Raw genomic sequence first — 15,726 nt, forward strand, 5'->3', positions numbered from 1 at the left:
ACAATCAAGCAGATACCCAGCATTTCAGCCACTTAGCCACGCCTGCCTCAGACGCACGGCGGGTCGCCAGCCGATGAACAAGCCCCTCGACCTGAACCTGGACTACCCCTTTCCCAATCCGCCCGAGGCGGCCCAGGTGGCGGAAGTCGCGCCCGGCGTGTACTGGCTGCGCATGGCCCTGCCTTTCGCATTGGACCACATCAACCTGTGGTTGATCGACGATGGCAATGGCATGGCCATCGTCGACACCGGGGTCGGCGACGAGGCGAGCCGGGCGATCTGGTCGCGCGTGCTGGCCGGGCTGGACCGGCCGATCAGCCGCATCATCGTGACCCACTACCACCCGGACCACATCGGCAACGCGGCCTGGCTGGCGGAGCAGACCGGCGCGGCGGTGTGGATCTCGACCGGCGAGTACCTGCTGGCGCACGCGATCTTCAATGAAGTGGCCGGCTACGATTTCGTGGCCATGACGGATCACTTCCGCCGCCACGGCCTGGACGAGGCCCGCTGCCAGAAGCTGCTGACGCGCGGCAACGTCTACAAGCGTGCCGCACCCGAGCTGCCCACGCGCTACCGCCGCCTCATTGCCGGCCACGTGGTCGAGATCGGCGGCGCCGACTGGCTGCCCATCGTGGGCTACGGTCATTCGCCGGAACACATCGCGCTGCACTGCGCCGCACGCGGCGTGCTGATCTCGGGCGACATGCTGCTGCCGCGCATCACGACCAACGTAAACGTACCGGCTGCGGCGCCGGATGAGGATTCGGTCACGCGCTTCATCGACTCGGTACAGGGTTTCTCCGGCCTGCCCGCCGACACCTTGGTGCTGCCCTCCCATGGCCTGCCCTTCCGTGGCATCGCGACACGCGTGGCGCAACTGGAGGCGCACCACGAAGAGCGCGACGCGGTACTGTTGAAAGCGCTGAGCGAGCCGCGCAGTGCCGGCGAGCTGCTGGAGACCTTGTTCTCGCGGCCGCTCGATGCGCATCAGGTCATGTTCGCCATGGGCGAGGCCATCGCCCACCTGAACCAGTTGATGCACCGCGGCCTGGCCTACCGGCGCATCGACGAGCAGGGCTTGATACGATTCGTGGCGGCGCGGGACCATCCCGCCATTTGAGGCAGGTCTGCAGGATCGGCGGTCGCCGGCCGTAAAGTCTGGGTGACCGGTTCACGAAGACACAGGGAGTGTGGCGATGAGCACGCAAGACAAGGAAACCCCGGCCGTCGATACCGATGCGCTGGCCCGCACCTATGCCGAAGTGGCGCAACGCAGCTCGCGCCTGATCAACGACTACATGCAGCGCCAGATGGCGCGTGGCATCACCCCGCCGGTGGACGAGCTGGGCGTGGCGCAGGCCTTCATGGACATGATGGGCAAGCTGCTGGCCAACCCCTACCGCCTGGCCCAGGCCCAGATGAACCTGGTGTGGGACTACTTCGCGCTGTGGCAGAACAGCATGCTGCGCCTGGTGGGCATGCAGCCGGAGCCGGTGGCCAAGCCGGCCAAGGATGACAAGCGCTTCAAGGACGAGGACTGGCAGGACCACTTCCTGTTCGACTTCATCAAGCAGAGCTACCTGATTGCCGCGCGCCATGTGCATGACGTGGTAGGCAGCGTGGACGGCATGGACGATGTGTCGTCCAAGAAGGTCAACTTCTTCACCCGCCAGTACATCGATGCGCTGTCGCCCTCCAACTTCGCGCTGACCAACCCCGAGGTCTTTCGCGAGACGATGCGCTCGCACGGCCAGAACCTCATCAAGGGCTTCAACAACCTGCTGCGTGACATCGAGGATGGCGACGGCCAGCTACGCATCCGCATGACCGACACCAGCGCCTTCGAGCTGGGCAAGAACGTGGCCACCACGCCCGGCAAGGTGGTGTACCAGAACGACCTGATGCAGTTGCTGCAGTACTCGCCCACCACCGAGAAGGTATGGAAGCGGCCGCTGCTGATCGTGCCGCCGTGGATCAACAAGTACTACGTGCTGGATCTGCGCGAGAAGAACTCACTGATCAAGTGGGCCGTCGACCAGGGCAACACGGTGTTCGTGATCAGTTGGGTGAACCCGGATTCGCGCCTGGCCGACAAGGGCTTCGAGGACTATGTGCAGGAAGGCGTGCTCGACGCGGTGGAACAAGTCGTGGCACAGACCGGATCCAAGGAAATAAATGCCGCCGGCTACTGCCTGGGCGGCACCCTGCTGGGCACCACCCTGGCCTATATGGCGGCGAAGAAGGACAAGCGCATCGCCAGCGCCACCTTCTTCACCTCGCTGCTGGACTTCTCGCAGCCCGGCGAGCTGGGCGTGTTCATCGACGAGGAGCAGGTGCAGGGCCTGGAGAAGAAGATGTTCGAGCGCGGCTACCTGGAAGGGACCGACATGGCGAACACCTTCAACATGCTGCGCTCGAACGACCTGATCTGGTCCTTCGTGGTGAACAACTACCTGCTGGGGCGCGACCCCTTCCCCTTCGACCTGCTGTACTGGAACTCCGATTCCACGCGCATGCCAGCCAAGATGCACAGCTTCTACCTGCGCAACATGTACCTTAAGAACGCGCTGCGCGAGCCAGGCGGCATCGAGATCATGGGTACGCCGATCGACATCAGCAAGATCAAGGTGCCGTGCTACTTCATCTCCACGGTGGAAGACCACATCGCGCCCTGGAAGACCACCTACCTCGGGGCGCAGATCGTCGGCGGCCCCGCGCGCTTCGTGCTGGGCGGCTCCGGCCACATCGCCGGCATCGTCAACCCGCCGGCCGCCAACAAGTACGGCTACTGGGTCAACGAACGCGGTGACCTCAAGGTGGGCGCGGAAGACTGGCTCGCTGGTGCCACCCACGCCCACGGCTCGTGGTGGACCGACTGGCAGGCCTGGCTCAGCGCCCAGGACGCCACCCCGGTCGACGCCCGCGATCCAGCCGCCGGCAAGCTCAAGGCGCTGGAGGACGCGCCCGGCAGCTATGTGAAGGCGCGGCTGGACAAGACGGTGCGCTAACGAGCCGGCTGACCCGCACAATTGGGCGGGCACGCTGATCGTGCCCGCTCTTCTTTTTGTCCCGCACGCCTCTGCGCCATGCACCTGAATCCCCTTCCCCTGCCGCCCGAGGGCACGCCGCTGCGCGTGGTGCTCGACACCAATGTGGTGATGGCCTTCTGGCATTTCCGCGACGCCAAGCTGATGAGCCTGCTCGCCTGGCTGGAGCGACGGCAGGCGGTGTTCCTCACCCGTGCGGCCTGCCTGGAGGAGCTGCAACGCGTGCTGGCCTACGTGCAGTTCGGCATCGCGCCGGAGCGCCAGGCAGAAATCCTGGCCGACTACCAGGCGCGCACGCTGTGCCTGGCCGAGCCCGACGAGGCGCAGATGGCGGCCGCGCAGAGCCTGCCGCGCTGCAAGGACCGCGACGACCAGAAGTTCGTCCAGCTCGCCTGGGAGGGTGAAGCTCACCTGCTGCTGACGCGCGACAAGCTGCTGCTGGGCCTGGCGCGCCGCCCACCCTTGCGCGAGCGCACCAACATCCTGACGCCTGAGCGCCTGATCAAGAACATCGGCGGCGAAACCCTGCTCGGCGCCTGACCTCGCCCACCCCCGCCTACCCGTATGGGCACGCAGAATGCAACACGAGTTTGCCAAGCTGTGTCTGCTGGCCTGCACAATGCCTGCGTGCTATGCCGTCCACTGGCAGAGCCCATTCCAACTAACTAGAACGGAGAGCGTCATGGAAGCAAGCTGGATGTCGGATGTCCCTCACCTGATCCTGCAGAACCTGGTGCCCTTTGGCACGCGATTGCTCGGCGCCATCGCGCTGTGGATCGTCGGCGGCTGGGTGATCCGCCTGGTCAAGACACTGTCACGCCGCGGCATGCATGCGCGCGGCCTGGACTCGACCCTGATCGAGTACCTGGAGTCGGCCATCGGCATCCTGCTGCGCGTGCTGCTGGTGATCGCGGTGCTGAGCCTGTTCGGCGTGGAGACGGCCTCCTTCGCGGCGCTGATCGCGGCGGCGGGCGTCGCCATCGGCATGGCCTGGTCGGGCCTGCTGGCGAACTTCGCGGCCGGTGTGTTCCTGATCCTGCTGCGGCCGATCCGTGTGGGCGACTTCATCACCGCTGCCGGGATCACCGGCACCGTGAAGGAGATCGGCATGTTCGCCAGCGTCATCGACCAGCCGGACAATGTGCGCACGGTGGTCGGCAACAACAAGCTGTTCGCCGACAACATCGTGAACTACAGCAGCAATGACTTCCGCCGCGTCGACCTCACGGCGCAACTCGCCCACAGCGTGGACGTGGCGCAGGCCATCGCCCTGCTCAAGGCGCGCGTGGCGCAGATCCCGAACGTGAAGACCAGCCCCGCGCCCGACGTGGAGATCCTCGAGTTCAACCCGGCCGGCACCAAGCTGGTGGTGCGCCCTTACTGCCACACTGACCATTACTGGCAGGTGTACTTCGACACCAACAAGGCCGTGCTCGAAGTCGGGGCCCAAGCCGGCTGGGCCATCCCGGCACCGCATCAGGTGCTGCGCCAGCCCCAGGGCTGAGCGAGGCGCAACATTGGAAGAAAACAAAATGCTCAAGTCGGCGCGACTGTCGCCGTAAAGAGCAGTTGAGCGGCGGCATGCTTCCGGCAATGGCGGCGAGGCCTTCGGAACAGCGTGCATCAACGCCGCTCCCTTCATTCCCGACAGCCGGCCTATGCCGGCTGTTTTTCTTCAGGCCGCTGCGCTGGCGGCCGGCAGATGCAAGCTCACGCGCAGGCCCGGCTGCGCATTCTGCGCGCTGACGCGGCCGCCGTGATGGGCCGCAATGCCGGCCACCAGGGCCAGCCCGATGCCGGCGCCCTCGCCCTCGCTGCGGCTGGTGTCCACCCGGTAGAAGCGCTCGAACAAGTGCGGCAAGGCTTCGTTGGGCACGCCCTTGCCGTGATCGCGCACGCCCAGGTTCACGCCCCCGCCCTGCTCCGCCTGTTCCAGGTGCAGCTCGATGTCGCCTTCGCCATAGGTCAGCGCGTTTTCGATCAGGTTGCTGAGTGCTTGCAGCAGCAGTTCTCGGTCGCCCAGCACGCGACAGGGCTGGCTGTGGACGATCAGGCGCCGGCCGCGATCCTGCACCGCCGGCTCGAACAGCTCGGCGATGTCGGCCAGCAGGCTGCCCATCTCCAGCGGGGTCCAGGTGCTCTCCAAGGTGCCGGCTTCGATGCGCGCCAAGCGCAACAGGGCGGCGAAGCTGCGCAACACGTAGTCCGTCTCGGCGCGCATGTCGTCCAGCGCGCTCTCGCCCAGGGGCAGGCCTTGAGCCTGCTCGATGTGATTGCGCAGGCGGATGAGCGGGCGGCGCATATCGTGGGCAATCGCCGAGGAGACATGACGCGCCGAGTCCATGAGCTGTTCGATGCGCGCCAGGGCGTCGTTGAAACGGCTCGCCAACTCGTCCAGCTCGTCCCCATCCGGCCGCGTGGCCAGGCGATAGGAAGCGTCGCCCCCACCGACGATGGCCGCGTCGCGCGCCAACTGGGCCAGACGGCGCTGCATCTGGCGCATGAAGAAGAAGGTGATCAAGCCACACAGCAGGGTGACCCCGATGGCCGACAGCACCAGTTGGCGCCCCATGTGCTGGCGAAACTCGGCCAGGGGACCACGCCGACCAACCAGCAGGAAGCCACCCTCCGGGATCGCCGACACGCGACCGATCAAGGACCGGCCGTCCTCAAGATAGATGTGGAAAGTGCTGCCGTCTGCGTAGGGCACATCCACCGGCCAGTACGGCAGGTTGCCGATGACGATGCGGTTCCCGCGGGCGTAGAGATAGATCGCGTCATCTTCGATCGGCTCGGCGATGCGCTTGCGCAGCAACTCAACCAGATCCTCGCTGGGAGGCGTCAGGGCGCGATCGAGCAGCTCGTTGGTCTCGATCAGCACATTGCCGTAGATCTTCTTGCGGATGTAGTTGATGGCTTCGTCATACACCGGGACGAGCATGGCGCCGATCAGCAGACCCGTCACCAGCGGCAGGATGACGGCAATGCGCAGGAAGGGGCTCTTATGCCAGCGGTGGGCCAAGGCGGTACCCCGCGCCACGCACGGTATGGATGATGGGCGCCAGCCCCGGCGCGTCCAGCTTGGCGCGCAGGTAGGAGATATGCACGTCGATCACGTTGGTGCTGGGGTCGAAGTGGTAACCCCACACGCCCTCCAGCAGCATGCTGCGCGTCACGACCTGGTCGGCGTGCTGCATCAGGTAGGTGAGGAGCTGCAATTCCTTGGGCTTGAGTTCGATGCGGCGGCCGGCGCGGGTGACGATATGGCGCCCCAGGTCCAGCTCCAGGTCGGCGACCTTGAGCACGCGGCTCACCGGTGCGTTGCGACGGGCCATGGCCTCCAGCCGCGCCTGCAGTTCGACGATCGCAAAAGGCTTGGCGAGGTAGTCGTCGCCGCCGGCACGCAGGCCCTCGACGCGGTCGTCGACCTCGGCCAGCGCACTGAGGATCAGCACCGGCGTAGTGACCGCTGCGGCGCGCAACTGGCGCAGCAGCGACAGGCCGTCGAGTTGCGGCAGCATGCGGTCGAGCACGAGCGCATCGAAATCCTCTGCGCGCGCACGGGTCAGCCCATCCCGCCCATCCCGCGCCAGGCTGACCTTATGCCCGGCGGCGCCCAGGCCGCGGATCACGAAGTCCGCCTGTTCGTTGTCGTCCTCGACCAGTAGTACGTGCATGGGTGGATGGCAGAGCGCCGTGGTTGCCGACGCGGCGATTCTATCCGTCCGGCCCGCCCGCGGCCATGCGCGAGCCCTCAGGTCGGCAGCGGGCGGCCGGCAGCGGCGTATTCGGTCGCCAGGCGCGCGACCAGTTCCGCCACCGGCGGCTGGTCGTGGATGCCCGCCACCCCATGACCGGCGCTCCACGTGTCGCGCCAGGCGCGGGCCTCATCCGCGATCTCCTTCAGCCGCGCCTTGCCGGCGGCGGGCTGCAGGTCTTCCCGCTTGTAGCCGGCGCGTTCCAGCGAGGGCCACAGGAAGTTGGCGTTGGCCCCGGAGATCGCATCGGTGTAGACGATGTCCTGCGCGCCACTGGCCACCAGCATGTCCTTGTAGTCCTGCGCGGCGGCAGCTTCGCGGGTGGCGATGAAGCGCGTGCCCATGTAGGCGAGATCGGCGCCCAGCACCTGGGCGGCGCGGATCGCGTAGCCATCGCTGATGGCCCCACCCAGCACCAGTGGGCCGTCCCAGAACTCGCGAATCTCGCGCACCAGGGAGAAGGGGCTCTGCGAGCCGGCATGCCCGCCAGCGCCGGCGGCGATTGCGATGATGCCGTCCACCCCGGCCTCGATGGCCTTGCGCGCATGCTGGGCATGGATCACGTCGGCAAACACCAGGCCACCATAGTCGTGCGCCATCTTCACGATCTCGCCCGGGTGGCCCAGGCTGGTGATCAGGATTGGCACCCGATGCTTGGCCACCAGCGCCGCATCCTCGGCCAGGCGCGGATTGCTCGGGTGCAGGATCAGGTTGACCGCAAAGGGCGCTGGCGCGCCGCCGGCCTCGTCGCGCAAGGCGGTCGTGATCTGGCTCAGCCACTCATCGAGCTGGCTCGCCGGTCGCGCGTTGAGCGCGGGGAAGCTGCCGACGATGCCGCTGCGGCAGGCAGCGATGACCAGCTCGGGGCCGGACACCAGGAACATCGGGGCGGCGATCACAGGCAGGCGCAGACGGCCTTGCAGGAGCGGGGGCAGGGACATGGGCGGGCTCTCCGGGTGGGTCGGCGCAGCCTACCATACGCATGAGTATGGACAATGCGGGACAGCCCGCATTCGCTCAGCCATAAAAAGGGCCTGCCGGCGTCGGTGCCGGTCAGGCCCAGGGGAGGAAGCGAAGCAGGGCTACAACTGCGCGCGATTGGCCTGGCGCAGCAGCATGGAGGCGTGCACGCGGTCGGCGTCGGCGGTTTCGCGGCCGTTGCGCGAGTTGCGCATGGCGCGGTACCAGCTCGACATGGCCTGGCGCACCGCGTCGGGGTCGCGGGCGTTCTCCAGCTCGGCGATCACGTCGGCTGCCATCACGCCCAGGTTTTCCTTGGCGCGGTTCATCATGAAGTTGCTGGCGACCATCCAGTTCTCGGCGAGGCGTTCGTCACCGCCCTCGATCACGGTCTGCGGGCCCGGCACCGCAGTGGCATCCTCGATCAGGCCGCGAATCGCCAGCTCGCCCAGGTCGGCCACCACGTTGCGGCCGGGCACCAGGCCGGCCAGCTCGGTCAGGCCGCGACGGCCATCGGCCAGCAGCAGCAGGCGGCGTAGATGGGTGGGCAGGCCGCTGTCGCGCTGGGTCACGGTATGCGCGCCCAGTTGGGTCTTGCGGGCGATATAGGTGCGGCTGATGGGCGATTCGAACATCGTTTTTCTCCCTCGGGGTTATTGAGAGGGGATTGCGGCGCAACATGGCTTTACTTTAGAAGTCCTGCCCCGATGTGCACCTGCCCGAAAAGGCCAGCCAGACGCGTCCAGCCGGGATTTATCCACACCACGCCAGGCCGATTTTGATGAATTTATCGACCTTATTGGCTTGTCGTGCGCTGCACCGCAGCATGTGTCGGACGACTTCCTACGCAACAATCGGCAAGCCGGGATAACTTTGCGCATAAGCTGTGGATAAACAGCGGGAGCCTGTGGATAAATTCCATCCGCCATCCGACAGGCGGACGAACGGGCGACCCCCGGAGTGCTCCGGTAAAATCTTTCCGCTCGCCCCCGGCGCCCCGCCAGACTCACCCCAGAACGCCCACGCCCCCACACGCATGCTGTCCAAGCTGAACCCGCCGCAGCGCGAAGCCGCGCGCTATCTCGATGGTCCCTGTCTGGTGCTGGCCGGTGCCGGTAGCGGCAAGACGGCCGTCATCACGCAGAAGATCGCCTACATGGTGCGGGAATGCGGCATGGAAGCACGCAACATCGCCGCCATCACCTTCACCAACAAGGCCGCGCGCGAGATGGAAGAGCGCGTCGGCAAGCTGCTCGAAGGGGGCGCCTCCAAGGGGCTGACCGTGTGCACCTTCCACGCGCTGGGGGTGCGCATCGTGCGGCAGGAAGCGAAGCTGGTCGGCCTCAAGCCGCAGTTCTCCATCCTCGACTCCTCCGACGTGCTGGCCATCATCAACGAGATCGCCGGCAATACCGACAAGGCCACCACGCGCAGCATCCAGTGGACCATCTCGGGCTGGAAGAACGCGCTGATCACGCCCGACGAAGCCGTCAAGCTGGTCAAGGACGAAGCCAGCTCGCTGGCCGCCAAGCTCTACCCGGACTACGAGAAGACCCTGCGCGCCTACCAGGCGGTCGACTTCGACGACCTCATCGCGCTGCCGGTGCAGCTCTTCGAGACGCAGCCCGAGGCGCTGGAGCGCTGGCAGAGCAAGCTGCGCTACCTGCTGATCGACGAGTACCAGGACACCAACCGCGCCCAGTACAAGTTGCTGCGCCTCCTGGCCGGGGTGCGTGGCGCCTTCACCGCAGTGGGCGACGACGACCAGGCCATCTATGCCTGGCGCGGCGCCGATGTGGAGAACCTGCGCCAATTGCAGGTTGACTACCCCAAGCTCAAGGTCATCAAGCTGGAGCAGAACTACCGCAGCTCGAACCGCATCCTGAACGCCGCCAACACGCTGATCGCCAACAACGAGAAGCTGTTCGAGAAGAAGCTGTGGAGCGAGCACGGCATGGGCGAGCCGATCAGCATCGTCGCCGCGCGCGAGGCCGAGCACGAGGCCGAGCTGGTGGCGATGAAGATCTCCACCCACAAGTTCGAGCACCGCACCGAGTTCCGCGACTACGCGATCCTCTACCGCGGCAACCACCAGGCGCGCCTGATCGAGCAGTACCTGCGCAACCACAAGATCCCGTATGTCATGTCCGGCGGCCAGAGCTTCTTCGAGAAGCCCGAGATCAAGGACATCCTCAGCTACATGCGCCTGCTGCTCAATGGCGACGACGACCTGGCCTTCATCCGCTCCGTCACCACGCCCAAGCGCGGCGTCGGCGGCGCCACGCTGGAAGCGCTGGGCAAGTACGCCGGCATGCGTCACATCAGCCTGTTCGCGGCGGCCTTCGAGCATGGGGCAGATGAACATGTGCCACACCGCCAACTCGAAATCGTCCGCCAGTTCGGCCAATTCATCCACGGCCTGGAACACCGCGCCACGCGCGAGCCGGCCGGCGTGATCCTCGAAGACCTGCTACGCAGCATCGGTTACGAGGCGCACCTGATGGAGACCTGCGAGCAGCGCGAGGCCGAGACCAAGTGGAGCAATGTGCGCGACCTGGTGAACTGGTTGTCGCGCAAGGGCGAGGAAGACCAGAAGAACCTGCTGGAGCTGACCCAGACCGTCGCGCTGATCAGCATGCTCGACAAGGGCGATGAAGACGCCGACGCGGTGCAGCTCGCCACCCTGCATGCCTCCAAGGGGCTGGAGTTCCCGCACGTATTCCTGGTCGGAGTCGAAGAAGGCCTGCTGCCGCACCAGAGCAGCATCGACGCCGACACCGTCGAAGAAGAACGTCGCCTGATGTACGTCGGCGTCACGCGCGCCAAGCGCAGCCTGACCATCACCTACTGCGAGCGCCGCAAGATGGCGGGCGAGGTGCACACCGTGGAACCCTCGCGCTTCATCGAGGAGATGGGTGACGGCCTCAAGCGCGCCGGCAAGGACGCCCCGCCGCTGGGCGCCGAAGACGCCAAGGCCAAACTGGCCAGCCTGCGGGCGATGCTCAAGCGCTGATTGCCACCCCGGCCAGTTCGAGCAGGAAGGCCAAGGGGTAGATACCGCGCCGGTGACCGTCGGAAAAATGCAGGTTGAGGTCCCCGTTGCCGAGCACCGCAATATGACTCAGCTCGACGCCAGAGCGATCTGCTGCGGCCTCGCCACGCAACCGCGCCGCCGCACACTCGGCACACCGGCAAGCCGTGCGGAGCTTGGCCCAGGGCAGCGCGTAACGGCTGCCGTCATCCAGCACCACAGCGAGTTCGCCGTCGTGCCTGAGATTTTCAATTGAGGCGATGCGCGCCGGGTTCATGCGCTGACGATGCTGCGCACACCATCCGGCCCCACCTCGGCGCCAAAGCCACCGAGCCCGCCGTGCTGCAGCTCCGAGCCCATCGCGGCGAGGCTCTCTTCGCGGATCAACTGGCGCAGGCGCTGCACGTAAGCGATGAATTCGGGTGATGAGGTCATCGCCGCCGTACGCGGGCGCGGCAGTTCGATCTTGATCTCGGCCTTGATGCGGCCGGGGCGCGCGGTCATGACGTAAATGCGGTCGGAGAGGAACACGGCTTCGTCGATGTCGTGGGTGATGAACAGCACCGAGAGGCGGAACTTCTGCCACATGTTGGTGAGGATCTCCTGCATCACCACGCGTGTCTGCGCATCGAGTGCGCCGAAGGGCTCGTCCATCAGCAGCACCTGCGGCGAGGTGGCCAGCGCACGCACGATGCCGACGCGCTGCTTCATGCCGCCGGAGAGTTGATCGGGATAGTGATTCTCGAAGGCCAGCAGCCCGGCGAGGCCGAGCAGGGTGCGGGCCGAGGCCTCGCGTGTCGAGCGGCCGACACCCTTCATCTTGAGACCGAACTCGACGTTCTTGCGCACCGTCAGCCAGGGGAACAACGAGTATTGCTGGAACACCACGCCGCGCTGGACGCTGGGCCCGTCGACCGGCTCGCCATCGACGGTGACCCTGCCCGCGCTGCCCTTGAGGAAGCCCGCCACCACGTTGAGCAGGGTGGATTTGCCACAGCCCGAAGGACCGATGAGGGTGACGAATTCGCCGGGTTTGACATCGATGGAAGCGTGATCAACAGCCAGCACTTCCTCACTGCGCGTGGCGAACTTCACCACCAGATCTTCGACGCGGATCCAGCCTGTCTGTGCGGCTTCAACAGCAGCGGCGTTCATGTCAGTCGTTCTCCATTTGTGTGCGGTGAGCCCAGGGCATCAGCCAGCCGCCGATGAGGCGGATCACGCCGGAGCAGGCAAGGCCCAGCAAGCCGATGACGATCATGCCCAGCACGATCTCCGAATAGCGCACCAGTGAGTAGGCCTCCCAGGTGAAGTAGCCGATTCCGAACTGGCCCGAGATCATCTCCGCCGCGATCAGCGAAACCCACGCCACGCCCATGCCGATGGTGAGCCCGGTAAAGACGTGCGGCAGCGAACCGGGCAGCACGACGTGCCAGAACAGGGCGAGCTGGTTGGCGCCGAGGCAGCGCGCGGCGCGCACCAGCACCTTGTCCAACGCCTGCACGCCGTGGATGGTGTTGAGCAGGATGGGAAAGAAGGAGCCGAGGAAGGTGATGAAGATGATGCTCACCTCGTTGGTCGGCCACAGCATGATGGACATCGGTACCCAGGCAATGGCTGGGATGGGGCGCAGCACTTCCAGCGTGGGAAACACCAGCTCTCGCGCGACGCGGTTGCGACCCATCAGCATGCCCAGCGGAATGGCCAGCAAGGCGGCGATCGTGAAACCGGTCAGGATGCGCTGCAGGCTCAGCCCGATATGGCGATGGAAGCGCGAGTTGCTGAACAGTGCCATGGCATCTTCGAGCACGGCCTGCGGCGCAGGGATGTTGTTGAAACGGATGTAGAAGTCCAGTCGGTACTTGACCGCGAAGTGCCACGCCGTGATCAGGATGCACAGCGAGAGTGCAGCGAAGAACCAGGTCAGCAGCATGCGTGGTGGGATGAGGGGCAGCTTGCGCGGCACTGGCTGACTGAGCTTCTGTGCCGCGCTTGCGGGCGGGGTGGTGCCGATCTGCGCTGCGATCGGCGGTGCCGCCAACTGCGTCACCGTATCGGCGACGTCCTGTTCGATTCGATGTGCCATCAGCATCGTGTGCTCCCTGTCTGCCTGCAGGCTTCGCGCAGCACCGACAGGTGCTGCGCGAGCGCGCTGCTACTTCAACACTGCCAATACCTGGTCGTACCCAAGAACCTTTCCGCCGATCTTCGTCGCGTGCGCTTCGGCGTCCTTCTTCAGCAGGAAGGGTTCGATGACCAGGCTCTTCGGATCCTTGTCGCTGACCGCGAAGAAGGCATGCTCGGCAAACAGCTTGATGTTGAGGTTCTGGTCGAACAGGAAGGCCACACCGATGGGTTTGCCCGCCGCCTGGAATGCCTTGACCGCGCCCAGCGTGCAGGCGGCCGAACTGTAGGCCGTCAGCTCACCACTCTTGAGCCACACCTCGCCGGCTTCGATGCTCTTGGCGATGGGCTTCTTGCAGAAGGCATCGGTGCCCTTGACCTCGGTGCCGGCGAAGCTGGCTTTCTGTTTGTCATAGTCGCCACCAAGCTCCTTGAAGGCCTGGCGGATGTAGGTCTCGTCGACCCAGGCATCGGCATCGAAGGTCTTCACGCGTCCGAGACGTTGCAGCACGCCGGTGTTGTACTTGATGGTCTCGATCCACTTGGGCTTGATCGTCGGGTCAAGCGTATGGATGCCGGCCGGGCCGAGGAACATGTAGACCACTTCCTTGTCGATCTTGGTCCACTCGGCAATCTTCTCGGCGGCTTCCTTGGGGTTCTTGTTCACCCACTCATTGGCCTCGATCACGGCCTTGAGGTAGGCCACCACGAATTCCGGATACTGCTTGGCGAAGTCCTCGCGCACCACCACGCCGTGGAAGGTCGGCAGCTTCGTCTCGACACCGTCGAAGATCTTGCGCGCGAAACCCTTGAAGGGCAGCAGCTCGGCGAAGGGTACGAAGTCGCCGTGGGCGTCGATCTTCTTCTCCTGCAGGTTGGTGGTGCCCACCTCGGGCGATTGCGAGAAGAGTTCCCAGAAGTCTTCCTTCCAGCCCCGGTCTTCCATGGCCTTGAGCATCATGCCGTGGGCGGCGGAGCCGAAGGGCACGGAGACCTTCTTGCCCTTCAGGTCGGAGAGCTGGTAGTAGGGCGAGTCCTTGTGCACCACCACGCCGTTACCCGCGCCAAACTGGTTGTATGCGAGCGTGGCGATGTAGCGGCTTTTCGTTTCAGTGCCTGCCTGGAAGGTGGCGCCGTTCACCAGCAAGGGATACTCACCCATCATGCCGATCTGCAGCTTGTTGGCGACCATGCCGTTGGTGACGGGGGGGCCGGAGGTGAAGTTCTGCCAGTCGATCTTGAACTTGATGTTGGCGTACTTGCCGGTCTTGGGAATGTGTTTTTCGAGCAGGCCCAGTTTTTCGAGCACGATGCCACCCGTCACAGTATTGGTCGTGGTGTTCTGGGTACCGATGCCCACCACGACTTCCTGCTGCGCCTGCGTGCTCACTGACAGGCCCGCCATCAGCACCAGCGTGAGCCCGCAACTCACACGCTTGATCCATTTGCTCACCATGACACTCTCCCTTTGCCAACACGCTACCAACCTTGATAGCCACACCTCCGCATCGGCATTGATGCGGACTTGAATTCCTAGGCGCCTTGCGCCGCTGCAATGCTCGCCACCGCCAGTCGTGAGAGCTTGCGTACATCGGGGTCCGGGTCATTCGACGCCGCCTCCAGCGCCGGCAGCGCGCGCGCATCGCCCAGGCCGCCCAACGCAATCGCCGCCTCCTTGCGCAGATTGCTCATTTCGTGGCCCAGTGCCTGCAACAACACCGGCAGCGCCTCCACGGCCTTCATCTTTCCGAGCGCACGCGCGCTCGCGACGCGTACCTGCCAGTAGTCGTCCTGCATGGTGGTGATGAGCATGGCCACGGCGCTGCCCGCCTTGAGCTTGCCCAGGGTGTGCGCCGCTTCTTCGCGCACCAGCCAGACGCTGTCAGCCAGCGCCGCCTCAAGGGCACGGCTGACATCGCTGGTGCCGGCAAAGCCCATTGCGCCGACGGCGGCCTTGCGTACCTCGGCCTCGCTGTCAGCGGTTGCCAACTGCATGAGGCGGCCCAGCGCCTCGGGGTTCTTGAGGTAGGCCAGCACGCCCACGGCTTCGCGGCGCACGCCGGCATCGTCCGACGCGCTGGCGGCGAGCGCGGGCGCGAAGGCTTCGGGCACGCGCAAGGCCCGCAGGGCACGCAGGGCCGAGGCCTGCACGCCTGGCTCGGCGTCGCTGGCCATGTCCAGCAGCAGGCTGCCCCAGCGCGAATCCTTGAGTTCGGCCAGCGTGTCGGCAACGGCTTGGCGCACCGCGTGGTCCGGGTCCTTGAGCATGGGCACGAGCGCGGCAACGACAGGCTCTTCCTCCACGCCTTCGAGTGCATGTGCGGCCTCGGCGCGCACGCTGGCAGCCTCGTCGGCCAGTGCGGCGGTGAGCAGCTCGATGTAGTCGTCGTCGTCACCGTAGGGCAGGTCGAGCACGGCGACGCGGCGCACCTCGGGATCGGGGTCGGCGAGGCGGGCGCGCAGGCTGTTGGGTTCGGTGAATGGATGGCTCATGTTCCGGTCTCTCAGTCTTGTCTCGACTCCGTCATTCCCGCGGAAGCGGGAATGACGGGGTATGGGCTATCTCAGCAAGTAGGGAATGCTCACCTTCACCGCGTCGGTGGGGCAGTCGGTTTCGCAGGGCATGCAGTACCAGCACTCGTCGAACTTCATGAAGGCCTTGCCTTTGGAAAGGTCGATGGCGAGCACATCGAGCGGGCAGACATCGACGCAGACCGTGCAGCCCTTGTGAGCAATGCACTTCTCTTCGTCGATGACGACGGGAACGCTGGTGAGGGTGGCGGCAAGAGGCATGATCAATCCT

At 65.5% G+C, this 15,726-nt stretch carries 15 protein-coding genes; 5 read left to right on the forward strand and 10 right to left on the reverse strand.

The window, feature by feature from the left end; genetic code table 11:
* Nucleotides 1-73 precede the first annotated feature (73 nt).
* From NMB43_RS20230 to NMB43_RS20245, 4 genes are all read left to right on the forward strand, one after another.
* Complete coding sequence (locus NMB43_RS20230; RefSeq protein ID WP_494349981.1) at nt 74-1,123, forward strand: MBL fold metallo-hydrolase; 1,050 nt, start codon at nt 74-76, stop codon at nt 1,121-1,123.
* A gap of 76 nt (nt 1,124-1,199) precedes the next feature.
* The gene (gene phaC / locus NMB43_RS20235) at nt 1,200-3,011 is read left to right on the forward strand and encodes a class I poly(R)-hydroxyalkanoic acid synthase (RefSeq protein ID WP_494349982.1); all 1,812 of its coding nucleotides are present in this window, start codon (nt 1,200-1,202) and stop codon (nt 3,009-3,011) included.
* A 78-nt stretch (nt 3,012-3,089) separates the two neighbouring features.
* Nucleotides 3,090-3,590 (forward strand): putative toxin-antitoxin system toxin component, PIN family, encoded by a 501-nt coding sequence (locus NMB43_RS20240; RefSeq protein WP_494349983.1) that lies wholly within the window; start codon nt 3,090-3,092, stop codon nt 3,588-3,590.
* Nucleotides 3,591-3,732: 142 nt separating this feature from the next.
* Entirely contained in the window at nt 3,733-4,554 is an 822-nt protein-coding gene (locus NMB43_RS20245) for a mechanosensitive ion channel family protein (protein WP_494349984.1), read from the forward strand.
* A 171-nt stretch (nt 4,555-4,725) separates the two neighbouring features.
* Here the strand turns inward: NMB43_RS20245 and NMB43_RS20250 are convergent, their stop codons facing one another.
* The 4 genes from NMB43_RS20250 to NMB43_RS20265 form a co-directional block, all read right to left on the reverse strand.
* A complete protein-coding gene (locus NMB43_RS20250) occupies nt 4,726-6,072 on the reverse strand; it encodes a sensor histidine kinase (RefSeq protein ID WP_494349985.1) in 1,347 nt (448 codons plus the stop codon).
* Complete coding sequence (locus NMB43_RS20255) at nt 6,053-6,727, reverse strand: response regulator transcription factor (RefSeq protein ID WP_494349986.1); 675 nt, start codon at nt 6,725-6,727, stop codon at nt 6,053-6,055. Before NMB43_RS20255 ends, NMB43_RS20250 begins: the two co-directional genes overlap by 20 nt.
* A gap of 77 nt (nt 6,728-6,804) precedes the next feature.
* Nucleotides 6,805-7,749 (reverse strand): NAD(P)H-dependent flavin oxidoreductase, encoded by a 945-nt coding sequence (locus NMB43_RS20260; RefSeq protein WP_494349987.1) that lies wholly within the window; start codon nt 7,747-7,749, stop codon nt 6,805-6,807.
* Nucleotides 7,750-7,890: 141 nt separating this feature from the next.
* Nucleotides 7,891-8,403: a hypothetical protein gene (locus tag NMB43_RS20265; RefSeq protein WP_494349988.1), complete on the reverse strand. Its 513-nt coding sequence runs from the start codon at nt 8,401-8,403 to the stop codon at nt 7,891-7,893.
* A 401-nt stretch (nt 8,404-8,804) separates the two neighbouring features.
* Here NMB43_RS20265 and NMB43_RS20270 point away from each other — a divergent pair, with 401 nt between their 5' ends.
* Nucleotides 8,805-10,781 (forward strand): UvrD-helicase domain-containing protein, encoded by a 1,977-nt coding sequence (locus NMB43_RS20270; RefSeq protein ID WP_494349989.1) that lies wholly within the window; start codon nt 8,805-8,807, stop codon nt 10,779-10,781.
* On the opposite strand, the gene NMB43_RS20275 is transcribed toward NMB43_RS20270, so the two are convergent.
* From NMB43_RS20275 to NMB43_RS20300, 6 genes are all read right to left on the reverse strand, one after another.
* Nucleotides 10,771-11,076, reverse strand: a complete 306-nt coding sequence (locus NMB43_RS20275) for a gamma-butyrobetaine hydroxylase-like domain-containing protein (RefSeq protein WP_494349990.1) — start codon at nt 11,074-11,076, stop codon at nt 10,771-10,773. The genes NMB43_RS20270 and NMB43_RS20275 overlap by 11 nt on opposite strands.
* Nucleotides 11,073-11,954, reverse strand: coding sequence for an ABC transporter ATP-binding protein (locus NMB43_RS20280; protein WP_494349991.1), 882 nt, complete (start codon nt 11,952-11,954; stop codon nt 11,073-11,075). Before NMB43_RS20280 ends, NMB43_RS20275 begins: the two co-directional genes overlap by 4 nt.
* Before the next feature lies 1 nt (nt 11,955).
* Nucleotides 11,956-12,891 (reverse strand): ABC transporter permease, encoded by a 936-nt coding sequence (locus tag NMB43_RS20285; RefSeq protein WP_494349992.1) that lies wholly within the window; start codon nt 12,889-12,891, stop codon nt 11,956-11,958.
* A gap of 63 nt (nt 12,892-12,954) precedes the next feature.
* Nucleotides 12,955-14,379, reverse strand: a complete 1,425-nt coding sequence (locus tag NMB43_RS20290) for an ABC transporter substrate-binding protein (RefSeq protein WP_494349993.1) — start codon at nt 14,377-14,379, stop codon at nt 12,955-12,957.
* 77 nt (nt 14,380-14,456) lie between these two features.
* Nucleotides 14,457-15,416 carry a HEAT repeat domain-containing protein gene (locus NMB43_RS20295; protein ID WP_494349994.1) on the reverse strand — a complete coding sequence of 320 codons (960 nt, stop codon included), beginning with the start codon at nt 15,414-15,416 and terminating at the stop codon, nt 14,457-14,459.
* Nucleotides 15,417-15,482: 66 nt separating this feature from the next.
* On the reverse strand, nt 15,483-15,716 hold the full coding sequence (locus NMB43_RS20300) for a 4Fe-4S dicluster domain-containing protein (protein WP_345533239.1): 234 nt from the start codon (nt 15,714-15,716) through the stop codon (nt 15,483-15,485).
* Nucleotides 15,717-15,726: the final 10 nt, after the last annotated feature.

Source organism: Uliginosibacterium sangjuense, assembly GCF_059132465.1.

Coding starts and splice junctions, on each gene's coding strand:
- NMB43_RS20230 (WP_494349981.1), top strand. CDS start 74: ATGAACAAGCCCCTCGACCTGAACCTGGACTACCCCTTTCCCAATCCG.
- phaC (WP_494349982.1), top strand. CDS start 1,200: ATGAGCACGCAAGACAAGGAAACCCCGGCCGTCGATACCGATGCGCTG.
- NMB43_RS20240 (WP_494349983.1), top strand. CDS start 3,090: ATGCACCTGAATCCCCTTCCCCTGCCGCCCGAGGGCACGCCGCTGCGC.
- NMB43_RS20245 (WP_494349984.1), top strand. CDS start 3,733: ATGGAAGCAAGCTGGATGTCGGATGTCCCTCACCTGATCCTGCAGAAC.
- NMB43_RS20255 (WP_494349986.1), bottom strand. CDS start 6,727: ATGCACGTACTACTGGTCGAGGACGACAACGAACAGGCGGACTTCGTG.
- NMB43_RS20260 (WP_494349987.1), bottom strand. CDS start 7,749: ATGTCCCTGCCCCCGCTCCTGCAAGGCCGTCTGCGCCTGCCTGTGATC.
- NMB43_RS20265 (WP_494349988.1), bottom strand. CDS start 8,403: ATGTTCGAATCGCCCATCAGCCGCACCTATATCGCCCGCAAGACCCAA.
- NMB43_RS20270 (WP_494349989.1), top strand. CDS start 8,805: ATGCTGTCCAAGCTGAACCCGCCGCAGCGCGAAGCCGCGCGCTATCTC.
- NMB43_RS20275 (WP_494349990.1), bottom strand. CDS start 11,076: ATGAACCCGGCGCGCATCGCCTCAATTGAAAATCTCAGGCACGACGGC.
- NMB43_RS20280 (WP_494349991.1), bottom strand. CDS start 11,954: ATGAACGCCGCTGCTGTTGAAGCCGCACAGACAGGCTGGATCCGCGTC.
- NMB43_RS20285 (WP_494349992.1), bottom strand. CDS start 12,891: ATGCTGATGGCACATCGAATCGAACAGGACGTCGCCGATACGGTGACG.
- NMB43_RS20290 (WP_494349993.1), bottom strand. CDS start 14,379: ATGGTGAGCAAATGGATCAAGCGTGTGAGTTGCGGGCTCACGCTGGTG.
- NMB43_RS20295 (WP_494349994.1), bottom strand. CDS start 15,416: ATGAGCCATCCATTCACCGAACCCAACAGCCTGCGCGCCCGCCTCGCC.
- NMB43_RS20300 (WP_345533239.1), bottom strand. CDS start 15,716: ATGCCTCTTGCCGCCACCCTCACCAGCGTTCCCGTCGTCATCGACGAA.